The 18,379-nt window shown below is 70.9% G+C and carries 14 protein-coding genes; 3 read left to right on the top strand and 11 right to left on the bottom strand.

What is annotated here, in order from left to right; translation table 11 throughout:
• Positions 1-14: 14 nt before the first annotated feature.
• The 6 genes from AW272_RS09950 to AW272_RS09925 all read right to left on the bottom strand — a co-directional run bounded on the left by AW272_RS09950 (position 15) and on the right by AW272_RS09925 (position 8,831).
• Positions 15-1,175, bottom strand: coding sequence for a CynX/NimT family MFS transporter (locus AW272_RS09950; protein ID WP_066362943.1), 1,161 nt, complete (start codon positions 1,173-1,175; stop codon positions 15-17).
• Between the two features lie 23 nt (positions 1,176-1,198).
• Positions 1,199-2,650 carry a benzaldehyde dehydrogenase gene (locus AW272_RS09945; RefSeq protein ID WP_066362941.1) on the bottom strand — a complete coding sequence of 484 codons (1,452 nt, stop codon included), beginning with the start codon at positions 2,648-2,650 and terminating at the stop codon, positions 1,199-1,201.
• 55 nt (positions 2,651-2,705) lie between these two features.
• Positions 2,706-3,932, bottom strand: coding sequence for an MFS transporter (locus AW272_RS09940; RefSeq protein WP_066362939.1), 1,227 nt, complete (start codon positions 3,930-3,932; stop codon positions 2,706-2,708).
• A 23-nt stretch (positions 3,933-3,955) separates the two neighbouring features.
• Positions 3,956-5,227 carry an ABC transporter substrate-binding protein gene (locus tag AW272_RS09935; RefSeq protein WP_066362938.1) on the bottom strand — a complete coding sequence of 424 codons (1,272 nt, stop codon included), beginning with the start codon at positions 5,225-5,227 and terminating at the stop codon, positions 3,956-3,958.
• Between the two features lie 83 nt (positions 5,228-5,310).
• On the bottom strand, positions 5,311-6,024 hold the full coding sequence (locus AW272_RS09930; protein WP_066362937.1) for an AMP-binding protein: 714 nt from the start codon (positions 6,022-6,024) through the stop codon (positions 5,311-5,313).
• 377 nt (positions 6,025-6,401) lie between these two features.
• Positions 6,402-8,831, bottom strand: a complete 2,430-nt coding sequence (locus AW272_RS09925; RefSeq protein ID WP_066362936.1) for an ATP-binding protein — start codon at positions 8,829-8,831, stop codon at positions 6,402-6,404.
• 149 nt (positions 8,832-8,980) lie between these two features.
• Between AW272_RS09925 and AW272_RS09920 the strand changes: the two genes are divergently transcribed.
• Entirely contained in the window at positions 8,981-10,882 is a 1,902-nt protein-coding gene (locus AW272_RS09920; protein ID WP_066362934.1) for an ABC transporter ATP-binding protein, read from the top strand.
• Positions 10,883-11,016: 134 nt separating this feature from the next.
• On the opposite strand, the gene AW272_RS09915 is transcribed toward AW272_RS09920, so the two are convergent.
• The 3 genes from AW272_RS09915 to AW272_RS09905 form a co-directional block, all read right to left on the bottom strand.
• On the bottom strand, positions 11,017-12,462 hold the full coding sequence (locus AW272_RS09915; RefSeq protein WP_083958167.1) for a peptidoglycan D,D-transpeptidase FtsI family protein: 1,446 nt from the start codon (positions 12,460-12,462) through the stop codon (positions 11,017-11,019).
• A gap of 75 nt (positions 12,463-12,537) precedes the next feature.
• On the bottom strand, positions 12,538-12,915 hold the full coding sequence (locus tag AW272_RS09910; protein WP_169807519.1) for a MerR family transcriptional regulator: 378 nt from the start codon (positions 12,913-12,915) through the stop codon (positions 12,538-12,540).
• Between the two features lie 39 nt (positions 12,916-12,954).
• Positions 12,955-13,587, bottom strand: coding sequence for a TetR/AcrR family transcriptional regulator (locus tag AW272_RS09905; RefSeq protein ID WP_066362932.1), 633 nt, complete (start codon positions 13,585-13,587; stop codon positions 12,955-12,957).
• Between the two features lie 73 nt (positions 13,588-13,660).
• Here AW272_RS09905 and AW272_RS09900 point away from each other — a divergent pair, with 73 nt between their 5' ends.
• Positions 13,661-14,917, top strand: a complete 1,257-nt coding sequence (locus tag AW272_RS09900; protein WP_066362931.1) for a GH1 family beta-glucosidase — start codon at positions 13,661-13,663, stop codon at positions 14,915-14,917.
• A 4-nt stretch (positions 14,918-14,921) separates the two neighbouring features.
• Here AW272_RS09900 and AW272_RS09895 read toward each other — a convergent pair whose 3' ends face one another.
• Complete coding sequence (locus tag AW272_RS09895; protein ID WP_066362930.1) at positions 14,922-15,800, bottom strand: coiled-coil domain-containing protein; 879 nt, start codon at positions 15,798-15,800, stop codon at positions 14,922-14,924.
• A 248-nt stretch (positions 15,801-16,048) separates the two neighbouring features.
• On the opposite strand from AW272_RS09895, the gene AW272_RS09890 reads away from it, so the two are divergent.
• On the top strand, positions 16,049-17,485 hold the full coding sequence (locus tag AW272_RS09890) for an aldehyde dehydrogenase (RefSeq protein ID WP_066362929.1): 1,437 nt from the start codon (positions 16,049-16,051) through the stop codon (positions 17,483-17,485).
• 63 nt (positions 17,486-17,548) lie between these two features.
• On the opposite strand, the gene AW272_RS09885 is transcribed toward AW272_RS09890, so the two are convergent.
• Positions 17,549-18,304 carry an alpha/beta hydrolase gene (locus AW272_RS09885; RefSeq protein ID WP_245657380.1) on the bottom strand — a complete coding sequence of 252 codons (756 nt, stop codon included), beginning with the start codon at positions 18,302-18,304 and terminating at the stop codon, positions 17,549-17,551.
• Positions 18,305-18,379 lie beyond the last annotated feature (75 nt).

Genomic DNA, 18,379 nt, shown 5'->3' with positions numbered 1-18,379 from the left:
GGGTCAGATGAAGATCAGGTGCCCTGCGGTTGACGTGCGGCGAGATAACCCAACACCAATTGCACACCGCAGACCCCGAGGCCCACGGTCAGGGGAACCGTCCAGTTCCCGCTGACCTGGTAGATCGCGCCGATCACGACCGGGCCGATGGCGGCCAGGGTGTAGCCGGTCGACTGCGCGACCGCCGACAGGGCGGTGACCGAGCGGGGGTCGGGCGCGCGCAGCGTGATGATCAGCAGGGCGAGGGCGATGGAGGCACCCTGGCCCACACCCAGCACGATCATCCAGAGCCACGGGACGGTGGTCGGCCAGAACAGCACGCCGACGTATCCGACGATGGTGATCAAAGCGGCGCCCACGACGTGCGGAACCTGGGATTTCGCCTTCCCCGCGTGAATCGGCACGGTCAGGGTGGCGGCGATCTGGGCCAGGTTGGTGAGGCCCAGCAGGTATCCGGCGTCGTCGGCGCTCAGGCCGGCGTCGGTGAAGATCGTGGGCAGCCACGCCAGCATGATGTAGAAGCTCATCGACTGGACGCCCATGTAGGTGGCGACGTACCAGGTCACCCGGCGTCTCATCAGGGCGCGGAACGGCCGGGGCGCCTGCGGCGCGGGCGGGGTCGGGGGCTTGAGCACCTGCGGCAGCCAGACGACCGCGGAGATCAGGGCGAAGACCGCCGTCGTGGCGGCGGCCCAGCGCCAGCCCATCTCGTGGGCCAGCGGCACCATCACGGCCGAGCCGAGGGCGGCGCCGCTGACCAGACTGGTGACGTAGAGGCCGGTGAACAGGCCGATGCGGTCGGGGAAGTGCTGCTTGACCAGGCCGGGCATGATCACGTTCATGAACGCGATGGCGGTGCCGGCCATCGCCGCGCCCAGATAGAGCGTGAAAACGCCACCGGAGCTGCGGATCACGACACCGAGGATGAGCAGCAGCATGCCCGCCATCAGGGTCCGGTCGAGACCGAGCCGCGATGACAGGACGGGCCCGAGCGGGCCCAGCAGGCCGAGGCACAACAACATGACTGTGGTGATGGCCCCGGCCGCGGCGGGGGTGAGGGACAGGTCGGACATGATCTCGCCCAGGAGTGGCGAGACTCCGGCAAGCGCCGGTCGCAGGTTGAGTGCCGCCAGGACGAACCCGGCGACCAGCAACAACCAGCCGTTCTTTCTCATGACCCGCGAACCTACAACATGGGTCAGAACGGGTAAGCAGCGATGTCGCCCTGCATCGTCACCCACTGGGTGTGGGTGAACGCGTCGGCGTTCGCGCGGGCCCCGCCGAACCGCGATCCGGTGCCCGAGGCGCCCAGTCCGCCGAACGGCGCGACCGCCTCGTCGTCGACGGTCTGGTCGTTGATGTGCACGATCCCGGTGGGGATCCGCTCCGCCAGATGCATCGCCTTCATGACGTCGCGGGTGAGGATGCCCAGCGAGAGGCCGTATTCGGTGTCGCCCGCCAGGGCCACCGCCTCCTCCAGGGAGTGGAAGGGCATGACGGGGGCGACCGGCCCGAACACCTCGTTGTCGTAGGCGGGGCCCGCTCCGGCCAGCACCGTCGGGCGGTAGAAGAGATCCTCGTACGTCCCTCCCGCCGCCAGCCGCGCCCCCGCGTCGACGCTGCCGGTGACCAGGGCATGCACCTTGTCCCGCTGGCTCGCCGAGATCAGCGGCCCCAGGGCGACCTGCCCGGTCGCGGGGTCGCCCACCGGGAGGTGGTCGGCCTTGGCGGCGAGGCGCTCGACGTACTCGTCGGCGAGGGAGGCGTGCACCAGGTGGCGGCCTGTGGTCATGCAGATCTGGCCCTGGTGCAGGAACGACCCCCACGCCCCCGCTGAGACGGCGAGGTCGAGGTCGGCGTCGTCGAGCACGACCAGCGCCGAGTTGCCGCCGAGCTCCAAGTGGGCGCGCTTGAGGAGCCGTCCACAGGCCTCGCCGACCTTGCGCCCGGCGGCGGTCGAGCCGGTGAACGAGATGACCGGCACCAGCGGATCGGCGACCAGCGCCTCGCCCACGTCGGGCCCGCCGGGCAGCACGTGCAGCAGCCCCTCGGGCAGCCCGGCCTCCTCCAGCACCCGGGCGATCACCACGCCGCCGGAGACGGCGGTTCTGGGGTCGGGCTTGAGCACCACGGCGTTGCCCAGCGCGAGCGCGGGGGCCACCGAGCGGATGCCGAGGATCAGCGGCACGTTGAACGGCGCGATCACGCCGACCACCCCGACCGGGATCCGCCGGGCGATGCTGAGCCGCTTGCGGTTGGTCGGCAGGATCTCCCCGGTCGTCCCGGAGGCCAGGGCCGCGGCCTCGAAGCACTCCTGCGCGGCGACGTGGGTCTCCAGGCCCGCTTTCGGCGGTACGGAGCCCGTCTCCCGGATGATCCAGTGGTGGATCTCGTCGGCGTACTGCTCGAAGAGGGCGCCCGCGCGGCGGAGCACGGCGGCCCGCTCCTCGAAGTTGGTCGCGGCCCATTCCCGCTGCGCCTGGGCGGCCTTGCGGACGGCGGCCGTCACGTCGGCGGCGCCGGCCACCCCGACCCGGCCGATTTCACTGCCGGTGGCGGGCTCGACCACGGCCGCGTCACCCGTTTGGGAGGTGACCCAGCCGCCGCTGTGGATCAGGCCGGTCCAGAGTTTGGGGTCCAGCAAGGACATGTGACCCTCCGAGGAGTAGGGGATCTGCCCGTTCTACTCCAAGTTGGCGTCCAGGTCACTGTTCCGGCGGCTCCGTTGTGAGCGCGGGCCGGGCGAGCGGCCGCCACAGGAAAGCGCCCGCGACGATCACCAGCCCGCCGCAGATCGCGATCGCGTGGTGCACGTCGACGAGTTCGGCCAGGCCACCGGCCAGCGCCCCGCCGACCCCCTGGACGGTCATCATCCCCGACCCCTGCAGCCCGAACGCCAGCCCCCGCTGGTGCTCCGGCACGGCGTCGACGAACGGCCGCTGCAGCACCAGCTGGTAGGCGAGCCCGTTGCCCGCCAGGAACGCCAGGATCCCGGCCCACCAGGGCCCCGGTTCGAGCACGAACCCGATCAGCGGCACGCCCATCAGCGCGACCAGTGGCAGCCCAAGGCGGTTCCGCTTCGACGGCGTTACGAACCGGCCGACGATGAACTCCCCGAAACCCATCCCGGCGGCCGTCGCGGCCAGCACGAACCCGGCCGCCCCGGCCTGGCCCATCCCGGTCAGGTAGGGGATGAAGACCGCCTCGGAGCCGACCATGAACATCAGCGGCAACCACCCGGCCAGCAGCAGACCCAGGATGGTCCCGTCGCTCAGCAGCGCCCAGTTGCCGCGCAGGGTGGCGCGGACCGCGCCGGTGCCGTCCTTGACCGCGCGCGGCGGCCGGTCGGCGAGGCCGAACCTGATGAGCGGGACCGCCACCAGCGAGAGCACGGCGGTGACCAGCAGCGCGCCCTCCGGACCGAGCAGCGCGATCACGGTGCCGCCGACCGCGAGCCCGGCGATCTGCGCCCCGGCCCCGGTCATGGTGAACAGCGCCCGGCCGAGCACGAAGCGGTCGCCGTCGAGGATGTCGGGCAGCACCGCGTTGCGGGCCGCCATGAACACGGCGGTGGGCACGCCGGTGACCAGGACGACCGCGAACATCGCCCACACCGGCAGCCCGGCGAACGCCAGGAGCAGGCACACGGCGACCCGGGTGACCTCGCCGGTGATCATCAGGGACCGGGGCCGGATCCGGTCGGCCAGCGACGCCAGGAACAGGCCACCGAGCATCATCGGCACGAAGCCGAGCATCCAGGAGACGGCCGACAGCCCGGCGGAGTTGGTCTGTTCGAAGACGATGACGGAGAAGGCCAGCATCTTGACCGACTCGCCCAGCGTCAGCAGCAGCTGACTGCCGAACAGCACCCGGAACTCGCCGATCCGGAAGAGTTCTCCGAAGGTCGCGCTCCGGTCGTCAGTCACACTCACCGGGCGATGCTATGACAAACCGGTCATTGGCCGCTGTTTTTCGCTGCCAGCACCAGCGCCCGCTGCAGTTCCACGACGTCGGGGTTCTCCATGAAGATGCCGACCGCGTCGTTGATGGCCGCCCGCCAGCCGTCGCCCGCGACGACGCCGTGCTGGATCGACCCGGCCAGCTGGTCGCGGGCCCATTCGCCCTGGTTCCAGGCCAGATAGTCCTTGTAGAGCGAGGTGTCGGCGTCGCGGCGGGCCGGGATCGAGCCCTTGAGCGGGTTGAACGCGTCCTGCCCGGCCTTGCTGGCGGCCACCTTGAGCCAGGCCAGCGCGCCCTCCCGGTTGGGGGCGCCGCGCGGCAGCGTGAAACTGTCCGAGAGCCACATGAAGGTGCCCGCGGTGCCCGGCGAGGGCGCCCAGTCGAAGTCCTTCTTCGAGGTCTTGCCCAGGCCGCCGTCGGGCGGGTTGTGGAAGTAGCTGTAGGCCCAGTCGCCCATGACGGTGAACGCGGCCTCGCCGTCGGCCACCTGCTTGGCGGCCGGCTGCCAGTCGGTCTGCGGCGGCCCGGTGAACGCCAGCACCGCCGCGAAGTCGGTCAGCGCCCGCTTCATCGCCGCGCTGTTCCAGTCGCCGTCGGCCGTCCAGAGCTTGTTGTACGCCTTGGTCCCCAGCGACCCCAGCAGCACGGATTCGAAGAGGTGGACGACGGTCCACTGCGGCCCGATGGCCAGCGGGACCTTCCCGGTCGCCTTGACCTTCTCCAGCGCTTCGAGGAACTGCGGGAGGGTCTGCGGCGCCCCCGGCACCCCGGCCGCTCGCAGCACCGCCGGGTTGAGCCACAGGACGTTCGAGCGGTGGATGTTCACCGGGACCGAGTAGATCTCACCGTGCACCGAGATCTGCTCGACGAGCTGGGGCGGGAAGGCGTCGCGTAACTTCAGCTCGTCGTACAGGAAATTGAGGGGTTCGAGCTTGCCGGCGGTGATGTAGCCCTGGAGCTCGGCGCCCGCGTGACCCTGGAAGGTGTCGGGCGGCTGGTTGGCCTGGAGCTTGCTGGATAACAAAGCACGGGCCTGGTCGCCCGAGCCGCCTTCGACGGCCGCGTCGACGAACGTGAAGCCGGGGTTCTGCTTCTCGAACAGGGCGCGCATCGCCTTGAGGCCGTCGGCCTCGCCCAATCCCGTCCACCAGGAGAAGACCTCGACGCGCTCTCTCGCGGAGGACTCGGGGGTTTCCACGGCCTCGCCGCTGCATGACGTCACCAGCACGAGCAGTGCTGCGGCGACCGCGGTCAAACGTCGCCTCATCGCGGCCGACCTCCGGGTGTGAATGGCAGCCAATCAACCCACCGAGGGAGGTACCACGTCAAGCAACGGTTCTATATACACGTTCAGATCCGACGCACGCAGCGTTTCCCGCACTCCACGACGGCCGCCACCGTCACCCCCAGCTCCCGCCCGCCGCCCGTCACCACCACGGCCCCCTTCGCGAACGCCAGCCCGGCCAGCACCGCGAGGTCGGCCGACCCCGACGGCGGCCAGTCGACCAGCACGACGTCGCGCTCCTTGAGGAACAGATGCCCGTCGAGCAGCGCCATCGCCTCGGCGAACCCGTCGTGCCCGAGGTCGCCCTCCTCCGCGGTGATCGCCGGACCCGCCGAAACGGGGAGCGGCAGCGGATCGAGACCGAGCAGCGTCTCGAACTCGGTCGCGCCGTGCCCGCCGCCGAACGAGACGACCTGCCGCACCCGCGACGCCTCGGCCGCCGAGACCGCCTCGGCGGCCAGCTTCCCGCTGGTGAACATCAGCCGGACGTCATGGGCCAGCAGTTCGGCCGGATCGGGCACCGTCAGCGGCAGCGCCACCCCACCTGCCGCGATGACCGCGAAGACGGCGGTCAGATGACCGAAGACCCCGTCGGTGTAGACGGCGGCGGTCTGCCCGGGGCGGGTCCCCCTCCGAACCAGCCCCGAGGCAGCGCCGAACACGGTCGCGGCCAGCGTCTCGTGGCTGACTGCGCGGCCCTCGCCGAAATCGATCAGCGCCGGCCGGTCGGCCCACAGCGCGGATCGGCCGAACACCGCGCCGGTGACCCCTGACTCCATGACCGTGACCGTACGGGCCGGGCTCCCGCCCCGGAATCCGCATAAGTGTGTAGGCGCGTATGTAATGCCTTCGACCAAGCGAGTGGGCGGGCCCGGGTCCTGCGCGACCCGGGCCCGCGGGCTACGTGCCCCCGGTCTCGGTCTCCACCCCTCCGAGGCGACCTCGACCGGCGTGACGGACACGTGGCCGTTTCCAGATGCCCCCCCTGACGTCCGGCTTCAGTAGGCATCCGCCCTCGCGGATCGGAGTGACGGCCACGGAGTCGCGCCGCACCCCGACCACAGAGTCACCGTAGATCGGGCGAGCCGTCCTCACATCGGCTGATGTGCGCATGTGGGTGTGTAGACGGCGGTTCCCTGCCGTCTACACACCGTGGTCATACGCCGTGCTCGACGACCCAGGTCGCGACCTGGGTGCGGGAGGTGAAACCGAGTTTGGCCAGGATGTTGGCGACGTGGCGGGCCACGGTGGCCTGGCTGATGACGAGCTCGTCGGCGATGGCCCGGTTGCTGAGCCCCAGAGCGACCAGCCCGGCGATCTCGCGCTCGCGGGCGGTCAGCGTGCTCTGCGGGGTGACCGCGACCGGCGCGACGACGGGCATCGGGCTCCCGGCCGACTCCTCCAGCGCCAGTGTGACCGCCACGTCGAACGGCAGTCCGAGCCCCTCGGACCACAGCGCCGCCACCGCGGCCTCGCCCAGCTGATCGCGGGCGGGCGTCAGCACGGCCTCCACCCGCGCCCCCGGACGGCCGCTGCGCAGCCCGGCGGAGGCGGCGGCCAGCAGCACGGCCCGGCGCGCGTCGCCCTGTTTCAGGTAGAGCGCGGCGAAGGCCTCCAGGCGACGGGCCGCCTGCATGCGCAGCCCGGCGTCACGCCCGAGCACCAGCGCCTCGCCCAGCCGGCGGCGGGCCTCGGGCAGGTCGCCCGCGTCCAGCGCCACCGAACCCAGCCCGGCCAGGCACGAGATGAGCCACTGCCGGGCGTCGAAGGTGCGGACGATCCGCAGCGCCCGGGTGAAGTGGTGGCGCGCGGCCGAGAGGTCGCCCCGGCGGCGGGCGGTCTGCCCGAGCCCCGACAGGCCGATGACCAGCGCGAGATGGTTGTCGAGCTCGGTGGCCAGCACGACCAGGCGTTCGGCCGACCGCTGCGCCTCGCGCAGCCGCCCCTGGGCCAGCGCGAGGAAGGCGCGGGTGCCGTGGGCCTCGGCCTCCAGCACCCGTTCGCCGATGGCGCGGGCGATCGTGACGGTCGCCTCCAGCCGCGTCTCGGCCGGTTCCGAGCCGTCGCTGATGGCCAGGACCAGCAGCGCCTGCCCCTCGCCGACCTGGTCACCGGCTTTCCTGCACAGGTCGAGGGCCTGGCGGGCCCGGTCTGCGGCCCCGGCGAAGTCGGCCGTGTTGGACAGCAGGTTCGCGGTGAACGCCAGCGCCCGCCCGTGGGTGGCCGGGTCGATGTCCGGCAGCGCGAGCTCCACGAGCCGGTCGGCCCAGCGGGTCAGCTCGGCCTGGAACCGGCCGCTGCCGAGCAGCATCCACCGCAACCCGAGCAGCGCGCCCAGCATCGGCGCCGCGTCGCCCGAGGTGAGCGACCACTCCACCGCCGCCCGCAGGTCGCTCTGCAGCCTTTCCAATCGTTCTGTACGTCTGTGCACCGCCGGCCACGACCCCGCGTCGACCGCGATCTCCCAGTCGCGCGCGAACCGCACGAAGAAGTCACGGTGCCGCCGCCGGGTCTCCTCTTCGTCGGGCCCGTCGAGCTGCTCGGCGGCGTATTGACGGATGGTGTCGAGCAGCCGGTAACGGGCCTCGCCCGCGAGTTCGCCGTCGACGACGACCAGCGACTTGTCGACCAGGGCGGTCAGGTGGCCCAGGACGTCGGGAACCTCGACCGGGCCACCCGCGCAGACCTGTTCGGCCATCGGGAGCGTCCAGCCGGAACGGAACACGGTGGCCCGGCGCAGCAGCACCCGCTCGGGCTCGGCGAGCAGGTCGTAACTCCAGTCGACGGTGGCCCGCAGCGTGCGCTGCCGGGGCGGCGCGGTGCGGTCACCGGCCGAGAGCAGCCGGAACCGGTCGCCGAGCCGGGCCACGATCTGCGGGACCGACAGCACCCGGGTCATCCCGGCGGCCAGCTCCAGCGCCAGCGGCATCCCATCGAGCGCGTGGCACAGGCGCGACACGTCGGCCGCGTTGTCGTCGGTCAGCGTGAACCCCGGCCGGACCGAGGCCGCGCGGTCCTGGAACAGCCGGACCGCCTCGTAGCCGCCGACGACGGCCGCGCCCGCGTTGTGGTCGGGCGGCAGCGCCAGCGGCGGCACCCGCCAGACGGTCTCGCCGGGCACCTTCAGCGGTTCACGGCTGGTGGCCAGCACCCGGACCTCCGGGCAGTGCTCGGCCAGCCGCCGGGTCAGCAGCGCGCACTCCTCGACCACGGTCTCGCAGTTGTCGAGCAGGATCACCGCCTTGCGCCCCGCGAACACCTCGGCGACGGCCAGCCCGAGGTCGCGCCCCGGCTCGCCTTCCACCCCCAGCACCGACGCGATGCGCCGGATCGTCTCCTTGGGGCGGGTGCCCTCGGGGAACTCCACCAGCCACGCGCCGTCGGGCAGGTCGCGGGCGAGCTCGGCGGCGACCCGCAGGCCCAGGCGGCTCTTCCCGATGCCGCCCACGCCACAGAGCGTGACGACCCGGGTGGCCGTCATGAGCTGGACGAGTTCCTCGACGTCGGACCCACGTCCGACGAACGCGTTGGGTTCCAGGGGGAGGTTGCCCTCGACGGCGATCGAGCGGAAGATCTCAGTGGTCATCGGCCCTCGGAGTCGCCTTACGTGTGCTTCGGGGGTGCGTCGTCACAGGAAGTGTCGCACCAATTCCGGAACGTGCCCAGATCGCATTCCGGTTTGACCCCTGACATCCCCGGTGCCGCTTTGTCGGTGGGCGAGCGCACACTGACGGCATGACCGTCACCCCCGTCGACAGGGACGACCCAGCAGAAAGTGACGACCTACCGGACTTCTCCGACCTGACCACCCACAAGTGGCACGAACACGACGACCTGATGAGCAATGTCGGCTTCTTCACCGTCGCCCGCCGCTTACCCGCACTCATCAACCGGTCGTTCCGCATGGCCTGGGAGGCCAGCCCCCGCGACACCGTCGCGACGATCACACTGAACCTGCTGAGCGGCGTGTTCACCGCGTTCGGCCTGCTGGCCACCACGGGGGTGCTGGAGGCGCTGTTCGCCGCCGGCCCCACCCCCGACCGGGTGCGGGACGCTCTGCCCGCCCTGGTGCTGGTCGGCGCCGCCGCCGTGATGCGCACCCTGCTCCAGGCGGGCGCCGGATGGGCGCAGTCACGGCTGCAACCCCAGGTGCAGCGCATCGCCGAGAAACGTCTCTACGGCCTGACCTCCAAAGTCGACCTGATCAGGTTCGACGACCCCGAGTTCCACGACGCGCTGCAGCGGGCCAGGAACCGGGGCGTGAGCTCCTCCGACGACGTGGTCGGCTCGGCCATCGACGTGCTCACGGCGGCGATCGGACTGATCGCCGCCGGTGGTGTGCTGGGCGTGCTCCATCCGGTGCTGCTGCCGCTGCTGATCCTGGCCGTGCTGCCCGATGCGTGGGCCACGGTCCGGTCGGCCCGCATGCGCTACACCACGATGCTGTCGCTGCTGCCGACCTACCGCCGCAAGTGGATCATCAGCGAGTTGCTGGCCGACCGCGACACGGCGGCCGAGGTGCGCTCGTTCACGATGCGCGGTTTCCTGCTGCGCGTCTACGACATGGTGGCCCGCAAGGAACAGGACGTCCTGGTCGACCTGGCCCGCCGCCAGACCACGGCCGGGATCGTCGGTCAGGCCCTCGCGGGCCTCGGCACCGCCCTCGTCTTCGTCGCCCTCGGTTTGCTGCTGGCCACCGAGGCCGTCCCGCTCGCCGTCGCGGGCACGGCGGTGCTCGCCGTGCGCACCGGCCAGGGCTCGCTCCAGAAGCTTCTGTACGCGGTCAACCGCCTCTATGAGAACGGCCTCTACTTCACCGACTTCATCGACTTCATCACGGCTTCGGAGTCCGCGCCGGTCATGGCGGGCTCGGGAGCGCCGCCCGACGGCTTCACCCGGATCACCGCCGAGAACATCGTCTTCGGCTACCCAGGCAAGGACACCCCGGCGCTGAAGGGCGTCTCCGTCCACATCAACCAGGGCGAGGTGGTGGCCCTGGTCGGCGAGAACGGCTCCGGCAAGACCACCCTCGCCAAGATCCTGGCCGGCCTCTACGAACCCGACTCGGGCCGGGTCCGCTGGGACGACGTCGACCTCGCCACCATCGACGCCCACGCCCTGCGCGGCCGCATCGCGGTCATCGCCCAGGACCACACCCGCTGGCCCCTGTCGGCCCGCCACAACATCACGATGGGCCTGAACAAGGGCGAACCCGCCGTGGTGAGGGCGGCGGGCGTCGCCGGAGCCGACGAGGTCATCGACGAACTCCCCCACGGCTACCGCACTCTCCTCGACCGCCGCTTCAAGGACGGCCAGGAACTGTCCGGCGGCCAGTGGCAACGCATCGCGGTGGCGCGAGGCTTCTACCGGGACGCCCCCCTTCTGATCTGCGACGAACCGACGGCGGCCCTCGACGCGAGAGCCGAACACGCCCTGTTCGACCGCATCCGCGCCCACGCCGACGGAAGGACGGTCCTGCTCATCACCCACCGCCTGGCCAGCGTCCGCTACGCCGACCGCGTCTACGTCCTGGACCACGGCCTGGTCGTCGAGGAAGGCACCCATGACGAACTCGTAGCCCGCCAAGGGATCTACGCCGACCTCTACGGACTCCAGGCCAGCGCCTACCAGGCATAAGGTCTTCGCGCCCGGCCTGCCCGTCCCGAGCCAGGCACCTGCCCCGGCTCGGGAATCAGGGCTCTGCCTGCTTTCGCGCCGGGGCGGCGGGACGTGTCGACCCGCCTGACCGGCGCATTCGAGCGGCGAGGCCGCTACAGCAATGCGCGCATGACCGCGCGGGCGATGGGGGCGGCCACCCGGCCGCCGAAGCCGCCGTGTTCGACGAGCACGCCGACGGCCACCACCGGGTCGTCGGCGGGCGCGAAGGCGGTGAAGATGGCGTGGTCGGAGCCCTCGTTCTCGGCGGTGCCGGTCTTGGCGGCGACCTTCACGCCGGCGATCGCGGCGGCGGTGCCGGTGCCGCCGGGACCGGTCACGGCGACCATCATCTCGGTCAGCCGGTCGGCCACGGTCATCGGCATCGTGTCGCGGTATTCCGACGGGTCGGTCGAGCGCACGGTCGTCCCGTCGCGCAGGCGCACCTCGTCGACCAGGTAGGGGCGCATCAGCGAGCCTCCGTTGGCCACCGCCGCCGAGATCATCGCGATGTTCAGCGGGGTCGCGCGGTCGTCGTACTGGCCGATGGCGCTCATCGCGGTCTGGGCGCGGTCGAGGCCGGTCGGGTAGACGCTCTCGGCCACGGCCAGCGGGACCTTCAGGCCCGCGTCGCCGAAGCCGAAGTGGCCCGCCCAGCGGCTCAGTTCCTCCTCGCCGAGTTCGAGGCCGAGGTCGGCGAAGGCGGTGTTGCACGACATCACGAAGGCGTCCAGGAGCGCGGGGGTGCCGTCCCCGCACTCCTCGCCGCCGGAGTTGCGCAGCCACGTCTGGGTGCCGGGCAGCTTCATCCGGGCGGGCGCCCGCACCTCGGTCTCGGGGTCGTAGTCGCCCGAGGCCAGCGCCGCCGCCGCCGTGATCACCTTGAAGGTCGAGCCGGGCGGGTAGTTCTCGCCGATCGCGCGGTTCAGCAGCGGCCGCGCGGGGTCCCGCTGGAGCTTCCTGTCGTACGTCGTGAGTTCGTCCGCGTCGAAGGTCGCGAACCCGTTGGGGTCGAACGACGGCAGCGAGACCATGGCGAGGATCGCGCCCGTGCGGGGGTCGAGGGCGACCACGGCCCCGCGCTTGCCCGTGGCGGTCAGACCGTCGTAGGCGGCCTTCTGGGCCCGGGAATCGAGCGTCAACGTGACGGTGGCGCCGCGGTCGATGTCCTTGAGGAGCGCGCGGACGCGTACACGCGGATCCTCACCGGTCAGGGAGGCGTCTTCGGCGCCCTCGATGCCGGTCGTGCGGTAGAGCGAGACGTAGCCGGTGGCGGGCGCGTAGACCGGGCCCTGCGGATAGACGCGGCGGTAGGCGAAGCGCTGGTCGGTGACGCGTTCGCTGGCGGCGACGACGGTGCCGTCGCGCAGCCGCACCTCGCCCCGGGGTTCGTCGAACCGCAGGATCATGGTCCGGCTGTTGCGGGGGTCGGCCATCAGTTCCTCGTAGCGGAACGCCTGGAGGTAGCTGACGTTGCCGAGCAGCGCGAACAGCATCGCCCCCGACACCGTCGCGATGCCGCGCAGCGGCACGTTCATGCGCCTGGCACGCGGACCCGCCATGCCGCCCCCTCCCCCGGACTCCGGTTCTAACAGCCGGACCGGAAAGAGGGGGCTTCCGATGGGTAAAGGGGGGAACTAGATCGCTTCGGGGATGGAGAGCACGTCCCTGTAGTACTGAACCTTGCGCTGGATGGCGCCCTGCTTGTGGCGCAGGTCGGCGACCTGCTCCTCGACCTGGTGGTCGTGCGCCTCCAGCAGGCGGATGCGCTCGGGGATGGTGTGATCGCCCTGCCGGGTGAGCTCGGCGAACCGCAGCATCTCGGCGATCGGCATGCCGGTGTCGCGCAGGCAGCGGATCATGCCGAGCCAGCCGACGTCGCCGTCGGTGAACCTGCGCTGACCGGCCGAGTTGCGGCCGACGTTGCCGAGCAGCCCGATCCGTTCGTAGTACCTGAGCGTGTCGAGGCTGAACCCCGTCTCCTCGACGACCTGTCCGGGTGTGTAAACGGCCATGTACGGCATCATCACACCTGGAGTCGGCTCCGGGTCAAGCTAGCCGAGGTGGTCGGACAGGTAGCGGCGCACCAGCCGCTTACACTCGGCGATCAGGTCGGCGTCGCCGTCGGGGCAGGCCCGGAAGGCCAGCTTGAGCACGGCGTCGGCGGCCTCGACGGCCACCACGAACGCGCGCGCCTGCTCGTCTCCGGCGGGCACCCCGATCAGCCTGATCAGCAGCCCGCGCAGCCGGTCGGCGACCACGAGGTTGTCTTCGAGGGCCTCGTCGAGCATCCGCGAGGTGCCGGGCGCGGCCAGCGCGACCCCGAAGTCGAAGACGCCGAAGCCCGGCATCGAGCGCTTCATCCAGACGAACTCGTCGATGACGAGGTCGGTCGCCTCGGTCCAGTCGGAGATGCGGGTCGCGGCCAGGGTGGCGGTGATCCGGGCCAGGAAGGCGTCGAGGTTCCGGAACGCCAGCGCCCGGACGAGCCCCTGCTTGTCGGGGAAGAACTGGTAGAAGGTGCCGATCGGGACCTCGGCCCGGCGGGCGACCTCTTTGGTGGTCAGGCCTTCGTAGCCCACCTCGTCGAGCAGCCGGGCGCACTCGTCGAGCATGCGCTCCACCCTCTCGGCGCTCCTGCGCTGGGCGGGTTTGCGGCGCAGGGTTCCGGTGGCGGTGTTTGTCATGGACCCATTTTCTCCTGGTTCGATTGCCAACGAGTTAACCTGAGTCGCACTCGCGTTTTAGGAGGGACCGCTGATGTTCCTGTGGGGGGCGGCGACGGCCGCGTACCAGATCGAAGGAGCCCTTTCCGAAGACGGCCGGGGGCCGTCGATCTGGGACGACTTCGGCCCGATCCGCGACGGCCACACGGCCGCGGTCGCCTGTGACAGCTACCACCGATGGACCGACGACGTCGCACTGCTGGCCGGCCTCGGGGTGAACGCCTATCGGTTCTCGGTGGCCTGGACCAGGATCCAGCCCGACGGCGCCGGCCCGGCCAACCCGAAGGGCCTCGACCACTACGAACGACTTGTCGATGCCCTGCTGGCGGCCGGGATCACCCCCGCGCTGACCCTGTTCCACTGGGACCTGCCCCAGGCCCTCCAGAACGACGGCGGCTGGCTCAACCGGGAGACGGCCCACCGCTTCGCCGACTACACCGCCCTGGTGGCCGACCGGCTGGCCGACCGCGTGGGCCTCTGGATCACCCTCAACGAACCGTTCGTGCACACCGTCTTCGGCCACGCGCTGGGCACCCACGCCCCGGGACAGACCCTGTTCCTGGACGCCCTCCCCGCGGCCCACCACCAGCTCCTCGGCCACGGCCTGGCCGTTGACGCGCTGCGGGCGGCGGGGGCCTCCTCAGTGCTGATCACCAACAACCTGACCCCCGTCTGGCCGGCCTCGTCGTCGGCGGAGGACCTCGCGGCGGCCGACGCCTACGACATCCTGCACAACCGGATCTTCAACGACCCGGTGTTCATCGGGAGCTATCCGGACCTGAGCGCCTTCGGCCTCGACCGGATGCCCGGCCTCCGCGACGGCGACCTGGCGATCATCAACCGGCCGATCGACGGGCTGGGCGTCAACTACTACAACCCGACCCGCATCGGCGCCCCGGAGTCGCCCGAGCTGCCCTTCACCGACGCCGGCGTCGAGGGATACCCGATGACGGCGTTCGGCTGGCCCGTCGTCCCCGACGGCCTCAGGGAGCTCCTCACCGGGCTGCACGAGCGCTACGGGGTGCCTCTCTACGTCACGGAGAACGGCTGTTCGTACGAGGGCCTCGACGACGAGAGGCGCATCGCCTACCTCGACGGGCACATCGACGCGGCGCTGGCGGCCAAGGCCGACGTACGGGGCTACTTCGTCTGGTCGCTGCTGGACAACTTCGAGTGGGCCGAGGGCTACCACCAGCGGTTTGGCCTGGTGCACGTCGACTTCGAGACGGGGGTGCGCACGCCCAAGGCGTCGTACCGGTGGTTCAGGGAAAGGATCGCGCGGGGCGCGTGACCCGTCAGAGGACCGACACGTGAACGTGGTCGTAGTGGTTGGCCGTCGCGCCGCCGCGGTCGGCCATCATCTTGCCCGGCGCCCCGGTGCGGATGTCGTAGTACTTCTGCTGCCAGATCACGTACATGATCCCGAGGGCGCGCCCGTTGGTGATGCACCACTGCAGCAGGGCGTCGCCGCGGGCCTTGTTGTTGCCGCCGGCCGAACCGCCGCCGCCCGACATCATGAAGTCGCAGGCGCGGCCCTTGCCGTGTTCGCCGAAGTCGCCGGCCCGGAAGCAGCCCACGCCGTAGGGCATCGGGAACTGGGCCATGATGGCGGCGCGGATGCTCACCATGCGGGCGGTGAGGCCGTTGCCCGCGTCGGGGGTCTGGAAGCCGAACTTCGACAGCAGCTTCTCGACGTCCTTCTGCTTGGCCTTCAGCTCCTTGATGTCCTTCTCGAGCTGGTCGAGCTTCAGGCCGGCCTCTTTGGCCGCCTGCTTCTGCCGGTCGATGAGGCGCTGCACGTTGCCGAGCCGTTCGACCTTCTCGCTCGACAGCCAGGCGAGGGTGGCCGCCTGGGCCGGGTCGGCCGCCAGCGAGAAGATGCTGACCGCGTCGACCCCGCCGCCCATGTAGGACGTCTGGGCGAACTGGACCGCCCGGCGTTCGGCCGCGCCGAGATCCCTCTTCAGCTTCTTGACCCGGGCCCCGGCCTTCTCGGCGTCCTTGCGGGTGTCGTCGAGGGTGGCGATCTCGCCACGGTAGGCCTTGGCCAGGTCAGCGGCCTGTTTGGTCAGCTTGTTGAGCTTGGCCTGCTGGTCGGGTTCGGCGGCCGTGGGCGACACGCAGAGGGCGAGAAGGAGTCCGGAAGCGAGCAGACACGCCAGCGCTCGACGCATGCACCCTCCCTCCCAGTCGGACCGAAACTATAGAAGGCGATCTTGGTGGTCGCCACCGGAACCAGGGAACCCATGCGCCTTTGGCGAAGATTCATCCATTTTGTATGGGACGAGTTGATGTGCCGGGACTGTCCCATCCTTGCCAAGGCCTCACAGAACATGATTCGGTCGAGTGCGACCGGCACCAGCTTCTAAGGCAGATTCAGAGCGCGAGCCACGACCGGCTCTCGCTTATGGGAGGCGGATCCATGATCCAGCACGACACGCTCTTCATCGGCGGCGACTGGGTTTCCCCGGCGGGCACCGGCACGATCGACGTGGTCTCCCCCCATACGGAGGAGATCGTCGGCCGGGTGCCCGAGGGCACCCCGGCCGATCTCGACCGGGCCGTCGCCGCCGCGCGCCAGGCCTTCGACCACGGCCCCTGGCCCCGCCTGACGATGGCGGAGCGGGCCGAGGCCCTGGGCCGCCTGGCCGGGCTCTACGCGGCGCGCGCCGCCGAACTGGCCGACCTGATCACCCTGGAGATGGGCTCCCCCATCACCTTCTCCCACTTCGGCCAGGTCGGGCCGCCGACCGGGGTCCTCCAGTGGTACGCCGAACTCGGCAAGACCTTCCAGGTCGAGGAGCAGCGGCCGGGCATGTTCGGCGCGGTCACCGTCCGCCGGGAGCCGGTGGGTGTGGTGGCGGCCGTGGTGCCGTGGAACGTCCCGCAGTTCGTCATCATGACCAAGCTGGCCCCGGCCCTGCTCGCGGGCTGCACGGTCGTGGTCAAGCCCGCCCCGGAGACCCCGCTCGACAGCTACATCCTCGCCGAGGTGATCCGTGAGGCGGGGATCCCGGCGGGCGTGGTCAACATCGTCGCGGCCGGACGCGAGGCCGGCGAGCACCTGATCTCCCACCCCGGGATCGACAAGGTCGCCTTCACCGGCTCGACGGCGGCCGGGCGGCGCATCGCCTCGATCTGCGGCGAGCAGCTCAAGCGGGTCAGCCTGGAGCTCGGCGGCAAGTCGGCCGCGATCATCCTCGACGACTGCGACCTGCCCTCGGCGATGGGCATGTTCTCGATCGCCGCCCTGCTCAACAGCGGCCAGGCGTGCGTGGCTCAAACCCGGATCCTGGCCAGCCGCAGCCGCTACGACGAGGTGGTCCAGGCGGTCGCCGAGATGGCCGCCGGGCAGAAGGTCGGCGACCCGGCCGACCCCGCCACCGGCATCGGCCCGATGGTCGCCCGGCGCCAGCAGGAACGCGTCGAGGGCTACATCCGCATCGGCCTCGACGAGGGCGCCAAGGCCGTCGTCGGCGGCCTCGACCGCCCCCACGACAAGGGCTGGTACGTCGCCCCGACCGTCTTCGCGAACGCCACCAACGACATGCGGATCGCCCGCGAGGAGATCTTCGGCCCGGTCCTGACGGTGATCCCGTACGACGACGAGGCCGACGCCGTGCGCATCGCCAACGACAGCGACTACGGCCTGTCCGGCAGCGTGTGGACGGCCGACACCGACCACGGCATGGACATCGCCCGCCAGGTGCGCACCGGCACCTACGGCGTCAACATGATGAACCCGCTGGAGAGCGGCACCCCGTTCGGCGGCTTCAAGGCCAGCGGCATCGGCCGCGAACTCGGGCCGGAGGGGCTGTCGGGCTATCTGGAGTACAAGAGCATCGCCCGGCTCGGGTAACCCCCGGGACCCCCGGGAGGGTGCCCATCGCGCCCCCGCGGCGCTGGGCCCCTCCCGTCACTTTCATGTAGACGACGCCTGAGGCGATTTGGTTCGCACCAGAATCCAGTCTTCGATCCGCCGGATCAGATTCGGGCTCGCGGCGGTCTCCGCGTGCCCGAATCCGGGCTCCACCCAGAGCTCCTTGGGCTCGTTCGCGCACGCGTAGAGCTGCTCGGCGTGCTCCAGCGGGAAGAAGGCGTCGCTGTCGCCGTGCACGACCAGCAGCGGGGCGGGCGTGATGAGCGGCACGGCCTCGAACGGCGCGAGCGGGATCGGGTCCCAGGCGCCGACTTTGATGCGGGTTCTTTTCGCCAATCGGGCGGCCAGCCGGCCCGAGGGATGCTCGATCACCCAGTGGACCTGACGCATCGGGCGGGTGCCCCGGTAGTACCACCGCGCGGGGCCGCTCACCGCGACGACCGCGTCGACGCCCCGGTTGAGCGCCGCGTGCCGGATCGCCACCGCGGCTCCCATCGAGAACCCCACGGTCGCCACCTTCGCGTAGTGGGCGCGCGCATGGCGTACAGCCGCTTCGAGATCGAGAATCTCCAGGTCACCGACGGTGCTCACCCCCGACGACCGGCCGTGCCCCCGGAAGTCGAACGCGATCACCCCGGCCTGCCGGGCGAGCGCGGCGGCGATGCGCCGATTGGCCGGAGAACGCCAGGTTCCGGTGAATCCGTGGGCCACCACGATGCCGAGATCTCCGTCGCCGGGGAGGTGCGCCGCGTCGATCCGGACGCCGTCTGGAGTACGCAACATGGCCCCATAGATCATGGGCGCAACATTACGGCGTTGTGAATTGTCTCCCTCTTGCGGGCGGCAGGCTCGGAGCGGTAATGGCGATCAACT

The organism is Herbidospora mongoliensis, from assembly GCF_001570545.1.
Classification (GTDB): domain Bacteria; phylum Actinomycetota; class Actinomycetes; order Streptosporangiales; family Streptosporangiaceae; genus Herbidospora; species Herbidospora mongoliensis.
The sequence above is the reverse complement of the archived record's forward strand: the minus strand, read 5'-3'. Positions and strand labels throughout refer to the sequence as shown.